Below are 14,531 nucleotides of genomic sequence, written 5' to 3'. Positions count from 1 at the left end.
GTCTTTGTTTATATCAAAAGTTGTTACTTACGGTAAGTGTTTTACAGAGGCGAAAGGGCGTCGATTCACATTGCAGAGAAAGCATGTGCCAGAAAAATATAGAGATTTACATGATTCTATTATGAATGTTAGACATAACTTTGCTGCCCATAAAGGTGAATTCGAATATGATCAATGTGGCTTGGTTTTAATATTGCCGGGGACCAAGAAAAAAAGGTACTATCATATTTTTTCAGAGCTCAATCAAATAAATTACGGTAATAATGAGGAAGATGATGAACGTTTTTTTATGTTATATGATTCACTGCGTGAAGTCATTAAAGAAAAACAAGATAAATTAATTGATAAAATATACGCTGAAAAGATTCATACTCAAACAATGGAGTATTGGTTGAGCCGAGCAGGAAAAGAAACAGAGATTTAATTTGTTCAGTATATAAAAGCTAATTTTTAAGGAGTAATTTTCAGATGATTAAAGCTGATTACATTGCGATAGGTACTCTACGACTAACTTTTCAACAAGAGTAAGGGGGTAATCAATTTTATTTGTATCAATGGTATGACATTTCTTGGCGATAATGTTTTGATCTTATCGATTCATGTCATATGGTCATTGGTAACGTCCGCTCTTGGTAAAGAGTGGACGCTCAGATTAGGTTTGGCATCTAAGCATAGATGTGTCAGCTCACATCTAAGCTAATACATATTACTCAATCACTCCCGCAAATCTGTAAATCTTGTGTGATGCCCATTTATTTGGGCAGGATTTAATATCAGGATCTGGAAAGTCAGGCCTGTATTTCTGACCAGTTCTCCTGTTTACGCTGTTCCAGCGAAGAACTGTCGATACTGAAACACCACAGAAATCGGCGACTTGTTTAGTTGTCATTAAGTTGTTCATTACTTCACCTCCTGCGGCGGCTCCGGTAGTGGCATCCAGTGGGTTACTTTCGATGCCTGTTCTTCCTCATTGTCAGTAACTGCCCACCATTTGTTTCTCGACCAATCGTAATACCCTTCGAAGGTATCGCACTCAGTCCAGCCGTAAGACTTCCCCCAACACCAAACATACTGTTTATCATTCGGCATTCGCTCACTACAGCTTATCCAACCACCTGGACTTACCGGAGAGTTGCCAGACAGCGCGTTCTGCAGCCGTTCCAGCTTAACGTATTCCTGAACCCTGTTTCCGTCGCACACCTGAAGCCATTGCGCAGCCTTTTGCGCATCAGTGTGAAAGGCACAAGTGCGACCGTCATCAAATTGCATTTCGTAGAGGTCAGCAACTTGTTCAAACTGCGTGTGTGGTGACTTGTAAGTTTGGTTTACAGGTTCGGCACCATGAAGCATGGCGGCGCGGCAGGCGTTCCAGCCTTCATCAAAACCGACTATGCCATTATTTAAAGACGGACGAGCATCTGGCACTACCGGCACTGGCTTGGCTATATATAGCGGCTGAACATACCAGCCCTTTGATAACCAACTGTCAGCAATGTTTTTACTCCTCGTTATTGCCGGAATACCTAAGCCATTTTCTGAATGCAGCCACGCCACCGGCTCCTCTTCTAGCGATGCCAGAGCAATTTCATAAGCACGGCGCTCAATATCGTCTCGAACCTCTAGGCTGCTGATTCGTTCTTTGATTTCTTTAATCAGTTCTTTATTGGTAAATGTGGTCATTATGCTCCAGCCTCCGGTGCTTTTGGCACTACTGCCCAGTGAGTGATATTGACGTTTTCAAGGTCCCCGACCTGAAATGTCCACTGCCATTCTCCGGTTTCTTTTTGTCCCCAGGTGTACCAGAGAGAACGCCAGCCAATCAGCCAGCCTTCTCCATTAGCATCAAATAACAGAACACTTTCATTTGCTGGTGGCAGTTCAGTTGACACTGGTATTATTTTGTTTTCCAGTGCCGCACATTTAGCTTCAAGCGCGTCGAATTTACGTACCAGGTACTCAGCATTTGTTTCGTTCACTTTCAGATCTCGCGGTACACATTTCCCGCGAAGAAACCCTTCCATTTCGAAAACATTCATGCGCATTTGCGTAACTCCGATAAATCGTTAAAACGTTCCATAAACATCCCGTAGGCATGGCCCGGTGCCAGTGGAATCACGTTGAACATCTCTGTTGCCGGGATGCCTTCCAGTACAGGCCAGAAAGAGCCATCATCAAGCCCGAGATCGCGGCGTTCGGTTGCCAGCATGATGAGATCGGCATATTTCACGGGTGTACTCATAACCGGGGGTAACCCGTATTTCTCACGGATTACGGCGTCTATTTTTTCTTCCATCCGTTTATAGTCAGGAAGAAGGCGTTTCAGTGGTGCGGGAATGTCCTGGCAATACGCTTCTGTTGCATCATGCATTAACGCTTCAAAAGCAAATTCCTGCGGCACCAGCTGGCTGCAAAGAACCGCATGTTGGGCGACGCTGTAGAAGTGCGAAAGATGACCGGCAAAGCGACAGATATTTGAAAGGGAAACCGCGATATCGTTAATATCGATGTCGTCTTTATTTATCCTGTCATAATAAAAATGCTTCCCAGAAAAAGTTTTGATAAATGACATTTTGTTCTCCACGTATATGCGCTGCACCGCGCTGAATTCTGGTAAAAAGAATCCCTCACCATCCGGCGATTATTGAGTAAATTACGTTTCCATAAATGCCCCCGCAGGGGCATTTGCAGTAATGAAATCAGGCGGTGAAAGTACCAATAAAGGTTTCTACTTTGCTGTCCTTGAATTTCTCAACAAGCAGATCACGAAATTCGTTAGCCATTTCTTCCTGCACCGCCTCCAGCTGAATAATGCGCAGAACCAGTACAGGACGATCGCCAGTGATAATGCTGAGGCGTAATTTAAACGGACGTTCTTTCAGACCTTCAAACGGAACGCATTTAAATTCAAATGCCACTGGCATAATGTCTTTGGTCTTCGCTTCGACAGACTCCATCAGGGAGCGTTTGCCGCTGAAGTCATTATCTTCAAAATCAGCGGTCTGGTTTGCTTCAATCGTGATTTTACGGACCGCCGCAGCCGCTTTTGTTGCCTGAATGGTGTCACCATTAGCATCAAAGCCCACAAGATAGTCGGCCCAGTCTTCAATCCATTCTGCCAGTGACTTCTGGGAGTTACGCTCGCCGTTAACAGACAACAGGGCAGAGAACGGTGCTGTCTTTTTCAGTTTGAGAGTGGCGGTGTTATCTGCGTGACCTGGTTCATCAATAGTACCCAGGTTAAGCACACTGACGGCACGCATATTATCAGCATCGATAAAGCAGCGGGTGCCTTCATCTGCAAGATCTTTAGAATAACGGGTAAAGTCATCGATGCTGGCAGTGGAAAGCGCACCACGGAAACGGAAGCGATTTAAATTAAATTTTTCCAGATCATGAATGCGGAAATTCTCAGGCAATGCCACAGCATCGGCACCAATCTTACTGATAATTTCATTAACACCCTGAGCAGAAATAAGGGCATGGATTTGATTAATTGCGGTTGCGTCTAAGTTCTGAGACATAATAAGTCCTCACTATATAAAGATATTCAGTGATGAGATAAATAATCAGTTAATTAAGAACGATATTAATGACCTGCTGCGCGGAGTTTTCCGTCAGGTTCACCGGCAAGAGTCAGTAATTGTCCCTGGTCTTCCTGCAGAATAGTCAGGCGACCACCGCGATTGACATACATCGGCGTTTCGGTGGTGTCTTCTTCGGAAATTTTCCCGCGGTTAGTCGGGCGAACATATGAGAGTTTGTGTTTGATTTTCACACGGTTCTCATCAAATGGTTCGATTTCCAGGTTGAGTGAGACCTTACCTTTGGTTTTCGTGTTCATCACACCGGAAGCGACTTCACTGAGAACTGCGCCGATTTTGGTTTCAAATACGCCGCCGTCCAGCTCCCCGATAAATGCCTGCACATCAGTACTGCGTTCGCTAGCCATTTTGCTGCTCCTCATCATATCGACCCTGCAAGGCCGGTTGGTTTCTCCACAAAACAGAGAAGAACACCTGCGGTGGCAGCCGCCCGGATGGATTGGGTTATGAGCCCGTCGTCCGGTGATGCTCTTCTCTGTTTTGTAAAAAGAGCGGTACCAGCCGGAAGCAAGTGTACAAACTGGTACCGCCAAAGCAGTGGCTGTTGTGGTGATCGGTGCTGATCTCCGGCTTGCGGTTATTTCAGACTCTCACGGGCATTTAATTGCCCCGCCGAACAGCTCTTTTCCGCAATAGCTGCAATGTCTTTCGCGCATCAGCCTGCGCATTCACCACAACGCTGAGAGCACTTAGCCAGTTACGGCACCACACTTTGTCGCGGTTCCATAAATGCCCTCATCGTTGCACCCTGGTCTCTTCCCAGGCGTCAAACCGAATCGCCACGCTGGTTAGGCGTCTTATCAGCATCATCATTGACTTGCACATTCCGGCTACCTGGTTTGTTTGCCCGAGCAAGGAGTGGATTGTCCCCTTTAACGTCCCCAGACCGCTAACGACGCATGTGCCATACGCCGTGTTACAACCAAATTTTGTTAGTACCTTGTTTGTTGGTCTGGAAAGAAAGATAAAATGAAGTTGCGCATTATGCAAGTGTTTTTGTTGCGAGATATGCAATTTGATGGGTAATGAAAAGCCACCTTCGGGTGGCTAATTGATGAGGAGGTAAGGGTTAATTGTGTCGCTTAAGGGTTTGTGACTGGCTGATTAAGACCTTTCCAAAGACCATAAACCGGTGTTCATTTTCGCTGGTAATTCCCCATTCACGGTAAATCTGGTTATCAGAAATCACCAGTAGTTTGTCAGGTATCATTTGCAGTCGTTTGACATAAATTTTATCATCAAAACCAAATACATAGATACCATCTCCATCAAACTGATTGATACTGACATCAACGAAGATGAGATCTCCTGGCTCAATGGTTGGACACATACTGTCCCCACGAACGTTGATAACTTTAATGTGATTTGCTGGCCGTCCGCCAAACATCGATACAGCATTATCAGTTCTGTATTCAATGGCATGAATCACATCAATGACATCACCGCCCTGGATAAGGCCATTTCCCGCACTGGCACTGACATCCAGCATTTCAATACGGAATACATCCTTCACCTGCGCAACATCCTCACTAATACTGTTTTTACATACAGTATTACTTTTGAAGTCTGAGGTAAAGAGATCAGCAATATCAACACCTAAGCTCCTGGCAATATTACTCAGGGCTTGTTCAGTGAATTGTTTCTGCTTACCTGTTTCCAGGCGCGAGATATTTGCCGCATCCACTCCTATTGCTTCAGCGAGATCGGCGATTTTCATGTTCTTCGCTTGGCGAAGTTGTCTGACTCGATTTCCTATGTTCATGCGTTTATTACATTTCTTTATTGCGTGTTAAGCAAATCAACTTGCGCAAAATATTTGCGTGAAATAATATGCTCATCACGCAATATGTGGAGGTTATATGCAATCACCATTACGGAATGTGCGTAAGGCGCACGGATTTACTTTGCAGCATGTTGCTGCTGGCGTTCAGGTCAATCCAGCGACGCTGAGTCGTATTGAAAGACTGGAACAAATTCCATCTATCGAGCTTGCAGAACGTCTGGCCAATTTTTTTAAGGGTGAAATCAGCGAAATGCAGATTCTTTATCCGGCACGTTTTCAATCTAGCCAAAACCAGAATGGGTTTAAACCACAGGAACAGGAGATAAGCCGTGGGTAAGCATCACTGGAAAGTGGAAAAACAGCCTGAGTGGTACGTGAAAGCTGTCAGAAAAACTATCGCGGCGTTGCCGGGGGGTTACGCTGAAGCTGCTGAGTGGCTGGATGTAACAGAGAACGCTTTATTCAACCGCCTTCGTGCAGATGGCGATCAGATTTTCCCGCTGGGATGGGCAATGATTTTACAGCGCGCTGCTGGCACTCACTACATTGCGGATGCTGTCGCACAGTCTGCTGGTGGGGTGTTTGTATCGCTTCCTGAAATTGAGGAAGTAGAGAACGCCGATATAAACCAGCGCCTGCTGGAAGTCATCGAACAGATCGGGAGTTACTCAAAGCAGATTCGTTCGGCAATCGAAGATGGGGTAGTGGAGCCACACGAGCAGACAGCAATTAATGATGAGTTGTATCTGTCGATTTCGAAGCTCCAGGAGCATGCGGCACTGGTCTACAAAATTTTCTGCGCTCCAGAAAAGAGTGACGCCCGCGAGTGTGCAGCTCCGGGCGTCGTGGCGTTTTGTGTCTGTGGAGAAACTAACGCATGAACAGTTTAACGGCAAATAACCGTTTGTCGCAACAGCTGGTGGTCAGCGTCTCTGAACACCTGTTGTTACGGCATGAATGCAGATTACCAAATCACCTGGCTGTAAGTAACCACAGAGAACTTTACCTGACTGTGGGGGGCGAGTTGTGCAGGAACTTAACCGCTGGTTTCGTGACGGAAGAGGGCTTTATGTTCATGTTATTCGTTGGGAACCAGAAACACAGCGCGTTATCTATCTTCGCAAAGACTACCCGCATGAGTGCTTTAGTCCTTTGTGGAAATTCAGGCGTGATTTTGTTGAGTGTGACGGACCACCAACACATTGATTCTGCCATTCCGGGACGTTACACTGTTCAGGCACCTTATAAAACGGGTGCCGGGCGTGGAAACCCGGAATTCACCAAAGCGCACAACCGCGCTCTTGCGGTTTTTTTGTGTCATGAGCAGCATTACGCCCAAATTATGGTGGGGCGTGCAGGGCCAACTTCGGTTGGGCCGGGTTCTTTGGTGACCGGTATTTCCACCCCTGTACGTCTCACCACCAATAAGGTCGTGGAAAGCCTTGGTGGTGAGTTATTAAAAATCACCAAAGAGGCTGCCATCATGGCTACGATCCCAACCCTCACTCAACCTGAAATTGCCATCGTTGATGGTCAGGCTGTTACTTCATCCCTGGCTGTTGCCAACTTCTTCTCCAAACGTCATGACGATGTACTGAAAAAGATCCGCACGCTTGAATGCTCAGCATCATTCACTGCCCGCAATTTTTCGGTGAGTGATTACACTGATTGCACAGGTCGCAAACTTCCTTGCTACCAAATAACCCGCGACGGCTTTGCGTTTCTTGCTATGGGTTTCACGGGTAAACGTGCTGCCCAGTTCAAAGAGGCATATATCAATGCCTTTAACCAGATGGAGAAACAGCTTTCAAAGCCCGCTGTACCGAGCGACGTTGCACATAACGCCAGCGTTCTCTGTTCCTACATTTCATCAATTCATCAGGTCTGGCTGCAGCAGCTTTATCCTATGTTGGCAAAAGCCGAATCTCCGCTGGCTGTTAGCTTATATGATTATATTAATGATGCTTCGGCGCTGGCCTGCCTCATAAATTTGTCGCTGAACCCTTCAGAGGTAAGGGGGCGCAAATGATCCGGAATATTTTCAAACGTTTTACCAATCAGACTTTCCGTTGTCCTCGTCCGGGTCAGTGGTACACCACGCCTGCAGGGCATGTTCTACGTGTTAGCCTGGTTGACCGTGAATGTCAGAAGGTGGTTTGTGAACCGCTGGGCCGTAATTACCGCGTCAGTATGCCGCTTATAGCCTTTTGCTCCGGAAAAAACATGAAGCATCTCGGAGGTGCAGCATGAGTATGGAGCTGATGGTTAAAGCGATGAAAATTCGAGTGGGTAATCCATTGCGAAAACTGGTTCTGATCAAGCTGGCTGATAATGCCAGCGATCAGGGTGAGTGCTGGCCCAGCTACCAGCATATTGCTGACCAGTGCGAGATTAGCAAACGTTCTGTGATGAATCATATTGCGGCCCTTTGTGATTCCGGGCTGGTAAAAAAAGTCACCCGGAAAGGTGAAAAAGGTAACTCAAGTAATATCTATCTCCTTCATCTTGATGGTGCAGGAGATTCACTAGGGGGTAGTGCAAATAATTCACTATCTGGTGCAGCAAATTCACCAGGTAGTGCAGGAGTTGCACCAGGGGGTGGTGCAGGAGATTCACCCAGAACCAGTCACTCTTTTGAACCAGTCAAAGAACCAGTCAATGAACCAATAGCTGTTGGTGCATCTGCTGATGAGTCTGTGCGAGTTCGTTCAAACCGACCGGAATACTCTCCGGAGTTTGAGCAGGCATGGCTGGCATACCCCAAACGTGCTGGTGGCAATTCAAAATCTGCAGCCTTCAAAGCCTGGAAAGCACGTTTGAATGAGGGGGTAAAACCCGAAACCATGCTGGAAGGTGTGAAACGCTACGCGGGCTGGGTATCTGCGATGGGTAACAGCGGCACACAATTTGTGAAACAGGCTGTCACGTTCTTTGGCCCGGATCGTCATTTCGAAGAATCCTGGGAAGTTCCTGCGATATCTGCAGCCAGACGCGAGGACCCGTACTTCAAAGCCAGTTACGACAACGTGGACTACAGCCAGATCCCGGCAGGATTCAGGGGGTGAGCATGAGTCTTTTGAATGACGTTCAGAAATTCATTGAAGCCCATCCGGGCTGTACTTCCGGAGACATTGCGGATGCTTTTGCAGGTTACTCACGGCAGCGCGTTCTGCAGTCAGCAAGCAAGTTACGTCAGAGTGGGCGTGTGGCTCACCGTTGTGAAGGAGATACACGCAGACATTTCCCGCGCCTGACTGAGAGAGCGCAGGAGCCGGAACCACAACCAGTTCGTGAAACCAGACCTGTGCGCAATTTCTATGTCGGCACTAACGATCCACGGGTGATTTTGTGCCTGACCCGCCAGGCGGAAGAACTGGAGTCAAGGGGCTTATACCGTCGTGCTGCAACCGTGTGGATGGCGGCATTCCGTGAAAGCCACTCCCAGCCAGAACGAAACAATTTTCTGGCACGTCGTGAGCGGTGCTTACGGAAAAGCAGCAAGCGCGCTGCATCGGGTGAAGAGTGGTATCTGTCAGGGAATTACGTGGGGGCTTAATGAGTAATAAATATTGCCGGGCGCTGGTGGAACTGCGGAACAAACCAGCCCATGAACTGAAGGAAGTGGGCGATCAGTGGCGCACGCCGGATAACATTTTCTGGGGAATTAACACCCTGTTTGGCCCGTTTGTCCTGGATCTGTTTACTGACGGTGATAACGCCAAATGTACCGCGTATTACACGGCGGAAGACAACGCGCTGGCGCATGACTGGTCAGAACGTCTTGCGGAGCTTAAAGGTGCTGCCTTTGGTAATCCCCCATACAGCCGCGCCAGTCAGCATGAAGGGCAATACATCACCGGCATGCGTTACATCATGAAACATGCCAGTGCCATGCGTGATAAAGGCGGGCGCTATGTTTTCCTGATCAAAGCTGCCACCAGCGAAGTGTGGTGGCCGGAAGATGCAGATCATATTGCTTTTATTCGCGGGCGTATTGGTTTTGAACTGCCTGCCTGGTTTATCCCGAAGGATGAGAAGCAGGTGCCGACAGGCGCTTTCTTCGCTGGTGCTATTGCTGTTTTCGACAAGACCTGGAAGGGACCGGCAATCAGCTACATCGGGCGCGATGAACTTGAGGCATGTGGTGAGGCGTTTCTGGCGCAGGTTCGCCAGCAGGCGGAAAAACTGGTCAGGGAGATGGCGGCATGACGACGTTAACTCAATGCCAGCAGCAGGTGCTGGATATGCTGATTTCTTACCAGAAAGAACGTGGCTTCCCGCCAACCAATCAGGAGGTGGCAACCATGCTGGGATACCGTTCAGTGAATGCAGCGGTGGAGCATCTTCGCGCACTGGAGAAAAAAGGCGTCATCACGATAAAGCGTGGCGTGGCACGGGGGATAACGCTTCATACCGCGGTGAAGGACGACGACAGCGAGGCGGTCGGGATTATCCGCTCACTGCTTGCCGGTGAGGAAAACGCCAGGCTGCGTGCAGCCCACTGGTTACATGAGAGGGGCCTGAAAGTATGAAGCTAATACTGCCTTTTCCGCCCAGCGTGAACACGTACTGGCGACACCCCAACAAAGGGGCGTTTGCAGGTAAGAGCCTGATAAGCGCGGCGGGGCGCAAATTCCAGAGCGCGGCGTGTGCAGCAATAGTTGAGCAGTTACGTCGTCTGCCAAAACCAACGTCGGCACCTGCTTCAGTGGAGATCGTGTTGTTTCCTCCGGATAACCGGATCCGCGATCTGGACAACTATAACAAGGCGCTGTTTGACGCCCTGACCCACGCGGGTGTGTGGGAAGACGACAGTCAGGTGAAAAGAATGCTGGTGGAGTGGGGACCTGTTATCCCGGAAGGGAAGGTCGAGATCACTATCAGTAAGTACGAGAAAACGGCGGGTGCAGCCGCCTGATTAAGAGGAGAAACGAAGTATGAATAATCTGATGGTCATTGATGGTATTGAAGTTCGTCGTGATGCTTATGGACGTTACAGCCTGAACGATCTGCATCGCGCAGCTGTAGCATCTGGTGCAAATGCCAGAACCAAGGAGCCGGGAAAGTTTCTTTCCAGCCAACAGATTACTGAGCTGGTTCAGGAATTGATCGATACCCAAAATCTGGGTGTCGGTTCATTCAATGAAACTACCCAAAATTTGGGTAGTAAACCTGTCAGTAAAATAGAAGGGCGGAATGGCGGAACATATGTCTGTAAGGAACTGGTGTATGCCTATGCAATGTGGATCAGCCCGTCATTCCATCTGAAGGTGATCCGCACTTTCGACATGGTAACCAGCGCACCGGAAAAATTATCCGGGCAGGCTGCTGACAAGATGCAGGCTGGCGTGATTCTGCTGGACTTTATGCGCCGGGAGTTAAATCTGTCTAACTCATCAGTGCTTGGTGCCTGTCAGAAACTTCAGGAGGCTGTTGGCTTACCGAATCTGGCACCGCGCTATGCCATTGATGCTCCTGCTGATGCACACGATGGCTCAAGTCGCCCGACACTGTCACTGAGTGCACTGCTGAAACAGTATGGTATACGCCTGACGGCTAATCAGGCATATCACCAGATGGTGAAACTGGGGATCGTCGAGCAGCGCGAACGATACAGCCGTACCGCGATTAACAACATCAAAAAATTCTGGTCGTTGACAGCGAAAGGTTGCATGTTCGGCAAGAACATCACCAGTCCCGCAAATCCGCGCGAGACGCAGCCGCATTTCTTCGAATCCCGATTCCCTGAGCTGTTAAAGCTGCTCGATACCGTTCATTGAGGTGACCGTGAGAGCACTACTGACCCCTGAAATTGCCCCGCGTATGGGGATCGTATTGTTCAGGCCAGGTTCAGAGCTGATGCCCCTGTTTATGCAGGGGCGTGTCCTGCTGGAGCCTGAGCCGGAGCGTTATTCATCTTTCGCCAGTGGTGCCGTTCCGGCGGCATCACAACCGCTGGCGGATGATCCTGCCGTTCGGGCCGTGTTCCGCAATGAGGCAGTGATCCGTCGTGCTGGTGGCGTGGAATGTCTTGAAAGCTGGTTACTTCGTGAAAAAGGCTGCCAGTGGCCTCATTCCGACTGGCACAGCGAGAACATGACCACAATGCGACACGCTCCGGGTGCAATCCGTCTGTGCTGGCACTGCGATAACCAGCTGCGCGATCAGTTCACGGAACGGCTGGAATCAATGGCAACGGATAACTGTGCCCGCTGGGTGTTGTCTGTTGTGCGTCGGGATCTCGGTTTTGATGACAGTCACGTTGTGACAATGCCGGAACTGTGCTGGTGGCTGATTCGTAATGATCTGGCGGATGCCTTACCGGAAAGTGCAGCCCGTAAGGCACTGAGATTACCGAAGCCTGTTGTGCCGTCTGTTACCCGGGAAAGTGACCTTGTGCCTTCGGTTCCTGCCACCAGCATCATCCAGGATAAGGCGAAAAAGGTGCTGGCGCTGAAAGTGGATCCGGAGTCGCCGGAGTCTTTTATGTTACGCCCAAAACGTCGCCGCTGGGTTAATGAAAAGTACACGCGCTGGGTTAAGACACAGCCGTGTGCATGTTGTGGAAAGCCCGCTGATGATCCCCACCACCTGATAGGTCACGGTCAGGGTGGAATGGGAACAAAAGCGCATGACCTTTTTGTGTTGCCTTTGTGCAGAAAGCATCACGACGAGCTGCATGCGGATACCGTGGCATTTGAAGAGAAGTATGGCTCCCAGCTGGAGCTGATATTTCGTTTTATCGATCGTGCGCTGGCAATTGGCGTGCTGGCCTGATTTTGTGGAGAAAGTTGATGCGTGATATTCAAATGGTTCTTGAACGTTGGGGGGCATGGGTGGCAAATAATCACGAGGATGTCACTTGGTCGTCTATTGCTGCAGGATTTAAAGGACTAATCCCTTCAAAAGTAAAATCCCGCCCGCAATGTTGTGACGATGACGCGATGATCATTTGTGGATGCATGGCTCGCCTGAAAAAGAACAACAGCGATTTGCACGATTTATTAGTGGATTATTATGTAGGTGGTATGACGTTTATGGCGCTTGCCCGTAAACATGGGCGTTCTGATTGCTGGGTTGGGCGTTTATTGCAAAAGGCTGAAGGTGTAGTTGATGGCATGTTAATGATGTTAGAAATTGAGCTAGAGATGGATCGTTAGAAGACCTCTTATTGAGGGGGTAATTGAATCAGTTTAATGTGTGGGGAGTCGATTTATTCTCCCCATTTTATTTAATTAATTTACTTAAGGTTTTAATTCATCAAGACGTTGTTGGATAGTGTTTTTGCTTGCGTTGTCTGTTATAGCCATTTGTTGTACTTGCCCCATTGCCATTTGAGTTTCCATCCACATATCGGCCCACACTTTTGTATCGTTATTAACTTGAGCGATAGTAAATCTGACTTTTGATACCGGGGTTGTTGAATAGGCATTGCCGATTAACATTTGTCCAAAAACAGCAGACCCGCCTTCCAGTTCTTTACCACATATAACACTGCTGTTATCCGCGTTGTAAATTATCAACCCTCTACTATTGCAGTAATTCACAAGGGCATCTTTGACTTTATCTTTTGTCGTATTTTGATAAACCCCCTCAGGTTTTCCTGATTGAGTTTTCTTTATCAATGGTACGGAAGAAGTACAACCTGAAATGATAGTTGCGCTAAGTAATAATACAGTCATTTTATTCATGTTTCTTATCCATTGTTAAGGGCATACCCACACAATTATTTTTATTGGAGATGAATAATCAACCGTTTACAATCGTAAAAAATCAAATATGCTGTTAAGAGTGGTTACTTCGCCACACAACTTAAACCCGCCGCTGAGCGGTTTTTTTGTACCTGTAAACCTGGTGCAGTACAGTAAACACGCTGGTGGTCGTGAATACTGACTTTTTATCTTGCTGGCTTTTTAGACAAGAGTTATTGGTATGTCATGTTAACCAGAAGGGAAAAAGACATGCTAAAACAGCAAGATATGACAGAAACCGCCGCAGCAGTCCTTCATTTCTTACCTGCTGACAAGTGGGTAACGCCACGCATGATGACGAGAACTACCGGAGTAAGCGAAGCCCGGTGCCAGTTAATACTGACTCAGTTAGTTCTGGCGGGTCTGGCGAAGGATAACGGCGGGTACGGGAATAAATTCAGACGCTGCCAGTAATGGCGGTTTCCTGCTGTGAAAATGGGCGGCTGGTGGGTGTTGGTAGCACCTGCCAGCCATTCGCTCATGCTTACTGGTCACAAGCGAACCACGGCCCACTGCTTTAGCGCAAAAGCAGAGTGAGCCTACCAGAGTTACGCTTACTGATCCATGAAAAATACTGTAAAAATAAACAGTGTTGATTTAATCAACTCTGATTGCCTGCATTTTATTCAGTCCCTACCTGATGATTCCATTGACCTGATTGTTACCGATCCGCCGTACTTCAAGGTGAAACCCAACGGCTGGGACAATCAGTGGAAAGGGGACGAAGATTACCTTAAGTGGCTGGACCACTGTCTGGCCCAGTTCTGGCGGGTGTTAAAACCTGCCGGAAGCCTTTACCTGTTCTGTGGGCATCGCCTGGCATCTGATATTGAGATCATGATGCGTGAACGTTTCAACGTGCTTAACCATATCATCTGGGCGAAGCCGTCCGGACGTTGGAATGGGTGTAATAAAGAAAGTCTGCGCGCATATTTTCCTGCCACAGAGCGCGTTCTGTTTGCTGAACATTACCAGGGGCCATATCGCGGCAAAAGTGACGGCTATGCGGCAAAAGAAAGGGAACTCAAACAGCACATAATGGCACCGCTGATATCGTATTTCAGGGATGCTCGTGCCGAACTGGGTATAACGGCAAAACAAATTGCCGAAGCCACAGGTAAGAAAAATATGGTTTCCCACTGGTTTGGTGCCAGTCAGTGGCAGTTGCCGAATGAGGCTGACTATCGGAAGTTACAGGCACTGTTTTCCCGTATAGCGGCAGAGAAGTTTCAGGAACAACAACTGGAACAACCACACCACCAGCTGGTGGCATCTTATGATTCACTGAATCGCAAATATTCTGAATTGCTGGATGAGTTTAAATCTCTCCGGCGCTATTTCTCTGAACCGCCCCGGGAATCCTGGAGACTAAACTCCCTGAGAAAGAGGTAAACA

The 14,531-nt window shown here is 48.1% G+C and carries 19 protein-coding genes and 4 pseudogenes; 15 read left to right on the top strand and 8 right to left on the bottom strand.

Translation table 11 applies throughout. The annotated features are described in order from the left end of the window. A pseudogene (locus HEN33_RS22245) lies at positions 1-424 on the top strand (hypothetical protein); the annotation flags it as partial. Positions 425-900: 476 nt separating this feature from the next. Here the strand turns inward: HEN33_RS22245 and HEN33_RS26505 are convergent. The 7 genes and pseudogenes from HEN33_RS26505 to HEN33_RS22215 form a co-directional block, all read right to left on the bottom strand. Further along, positions 901-1,140: pseudogene (locus HEN33_RS26505) on the bottom strand (DUF551 domain-containing protein); the annotation flags it as partial. Positions 1,141-1,554: 414 nt separating this feature from the next. Next, positions 1,555-1,680 (bottom strand): annotated as a pseudogene (locus tag HEN33_RS27150) (hypothetical protein); the annotation flags it as partial. Next, positions 1,680-2,042 (bottom strand): hypothetical protein, encoded by a 363-nt coding sequence (locus HEN33_RS22235; protein ID WP_063815049.1) that lies wholly within the window; start codon positions 2,040-2,042, stop codon positions 1,680-1,682. The pseudogene HEN33_RS27150 and the gene HEN33_RS22235, both read right to left, overlap by 1 nt. Continuing rightward, positions 2,033-2,569: a 5'-deoxynucleotidase gene (gene yfdR / locus HEN33_RS22230; RefSeq protein WP_000008209.1), complete on the bottom strand. Its 537-nt coding sequence runs from the start codon at positions 2,567-2,569 to the stop codon at positions 2,033-2,035. Before yfdR ends, HEN33_RS22235 begins: the two co-directional genes overlap by 10 nt. A 127-nt stretch (positions 2,570-2,696) precedes the next feature. Beyond that, on the bottom strand, positions 2,697-3,521 hold the full coding sequence (locus HEN33_RS22225; protein WP_000081297.1) for a YfdQ family protein: 825 nt from the start codon (positions 3,519-3,521) through the stop codon (positions 2,697-2,699). A gap of 65 nt (positions 3,522-3,586) precedes the next feature. Continuing rightward, positions 3,587-3,949 (bottom strand): protein YfdP, encoded by a 363-nt coding sequence (yfdP, locus tag HEN33_RS22220; protein WP_000135680.1) that lies wholly within the window; start codon positions 3,947-3,949, stop codon positions 3,587-3,589. 722 nt (positions 3,950-4,671) lie between these two features. Continuing rightward, positions 4,672-5,364 carry an XRE family transcriptional regulator gene (locus HEN33_RS22215; RefSeq protein ID WP_001311077.1) on the bottom strand — a complete coding sequence of 231 codons (693 nt, stop codon included), beginning with the start codon at positions 5,362-5,364 and terminating at the stop codon, positions 4,672-4,674. A 97-nt stretch (positions 5,365-5,461) separates the two neighbouring features. On the opposite strand from HEN33_RS22215, the gene HEN33_RS22210 reads away from it, so the two are divergent. The 12 genes from HEN33_RS22210 to HEN33_RS22155 are packed head-to-tail and all read left to right on the top strand — an operon-like array spanning position 5,462 to position 12,545. Continuing rightward, a complete protein-coding gene (locus HEN33_RS22210) occupies positions 5,462-5,722 on the top strand; it encodes a helix-turn-helix domain-containing protein (RefSeq protein WP_001557924.1) in 261 nt (86 codons plus the stop codon). After that, on the top strand, positions 5,715-6,266 hold the full coding sequence (gene ymfL, locus HEN33_RS22205; RefSeq protein WP_000515860.1) for a protein YmfL: 552 nt from the start codon (positions 5,715-5,717) through the stop codon (positions 6,264-6,266). The genes HEN33_RS22210 and ymfL overlap by 8 nt, the downstream gene beginning before the upstream one ends. After that, complete coding sequence (locus HEN33_RS22200; protein WP_063815048.1) at positions 6,263-7,414, top strand: Rha family phage regulatory protein; 1,152 nt, start codon at positions 6,263-6,265, stop codon at positions 7,412-7,414. Before ymfL ends, HEN33_RS22200 begins: the two co-directional genes overlap by 4 nt. Next, positions 7,411-7,635 (top strand): hypothetical protein, encoded by a 225-nt coding sequence (locus tag HEN33_RS22195; protein WP_000620700.1) that lies wholly within the window; start codon positions 7,411-7,413, stop codon positions 7,633-7,635. The genes HEN33_RS22200 and HEN33_RS22195 overlap by 4 nt, the downstream gene beginning before the upstream one ends. Continuing rightward, positions 7,632-8,450, top strand: coding sequence for a helix-turn-helix domain-containing protein (locus HEN33_RS22190; protein ID WP_021522644.1), 819 nt, complete (start codon positions 7,632-7,634; stop codon positions 8,448-8,450). The genes HEN33_RS22195 and HEN33_RS22190 overlap by 4 nt, the downstream gene beginning before the upstream one ends. After that, positions 8,447-8,941 (top strand): PerC family transcriptional regulator, encoded by a 495-nt coding sequence (locus HEN33_RS22185; RefSeq protein WP_021576994.1) that lies wholly within the window; start codon positions 8,447-8,449, stop codon positions 8,939-8,941. Before HEN33_RS22190 ends, HEN33_RS22185 begins: the two co-directional genes overlap by 4 nt. After that, the gene (locus HEN33_RS22180) at positions 8,941-9,594 is read left to right on the top strand and encodes a phage N-6-adenine-methyltransferase (RefSeq protein WP_001522181.1); all 654 of its coding nucleotides are present in this window, start codon (positions 8,941-8,943) and stop codon (positions 9,592-9,594) included. Before HEN33_RS22185 ends, HEN33_RS22180 begins: the two co-directional genes overlap by 1 nt. Further along, on the top strand, positions 9,591-9,917 hold the full coding sequence (locus HEN33_RS22175) for a LexA family protein (RefSeq protein WP_000210164.1): 327 nt from the start codon (positions 9,591-9,593) through the stop codon (positions 9,915-9,917). The genes HEN33_RS22180 and HEN33_RS22175 overlap by 4 nt, the downstream gene beginning before the upstream one ends. Continuing rightward, positions 9,914-10,303, top strand: coding sequence for a RusA family crossover junction endodeoxyribonuclease (locus HEN33_RS22170; protein WP_000767113.1), 390 nt, complete (start codon positions 9,914-9,916; stop codon positions 10,301-10,303). Before HEN33_RS22175 ends, HEN33_RS22170 begins: the two co-directional genes overlap by 4 nt. Before the next feature lie 19 nt (positions 10,304-10,322). Beyond that, a complete protein-coding gene (locus tag HEN33_RS22165) occupies positions 10,323-11,165 on the top strand; it encodes a KilA-N domain-containing protein (protein ID WP_069354058.1) in 843 nt (280 codons plus the stop codon). Positions 11,166-11,172: 7 nt separating this feature from the next. Then, entirely contained in the window at positions 11,173-12,162 is a 990-nt protein-coding gene (locus HEN33_RS22160; RefSeq protein ID WP_001360050.1) for a DUF968 domain-containing protein, read from the top strand. 17 nt (positions 12,163-12,179) lie between these two features. Next, positions 12,180-12,545: an antiterminator Q family protein gene (locus tag HEN33_RS22155; protein ID WP_001204819.1), complete on the top strand. Its 366-nt coding sequence runs from the start codon at positions 12,180-12,182 to the stop codon at positions 12,543-12,545. A gap of 84 nt (positions 12,546-12,629) precedes the next feature. Here HEN33_RS22155 and HEN33_RS22150 read toward each other — a convergent pair whose 3' ends face one another. Then, the gene (locus HEN33_RS22150; RefSeq protein WP_001038608.1) at positions 12,630-13,076 is read right to left on the bottom strand and encodes a hypothetical protein; all 447 of its coding nucleotides are present in this window, start codon (positions 13,074-13,076) and stop codon (positions 12,630-12,632) included. A 270-nt stretch (positions 13,077-13,346) separates the two neighbouring features. Between HEN33_RS22150 and HEN33_RS22145 the strand changes: the two genes are divergently transcribed. After that, entirely contained in the window at positions 13,347-13,550 is a 204-nt protein-coding gene (locus tag HEN33_RS22145; RefSeq protein ID WP_000917724.1) for a hypothetical protein, read from the top strand. Positions 13,551-13,700: 150 nt separating this feature from the next. Continuing rightward, positions 13,701-14,477 (top strand): annotated as a pseudogene (locus HEN33_RS22140) (DNA-methyltransferase); the annotation flags it as partial. Positions 14,478-14,531: the final 54 nt, after the last annotated feature.

The sequence above is a fragment of the Escherichia sp. 94.0001 genome, from assembly GCF_013369155.2.
GTDB classification, from domain to species: Bacteria; Pseudomonadota; Gammaproteobacteria; order Enterobacterales; family Enterobacteriaceae; genus Escherichia; species Escherichia coli_F.
Note: the sequence above shows the minus strand (reverse complement) of the source record. Positions and strands in the feature narration are given on the sequence as shown.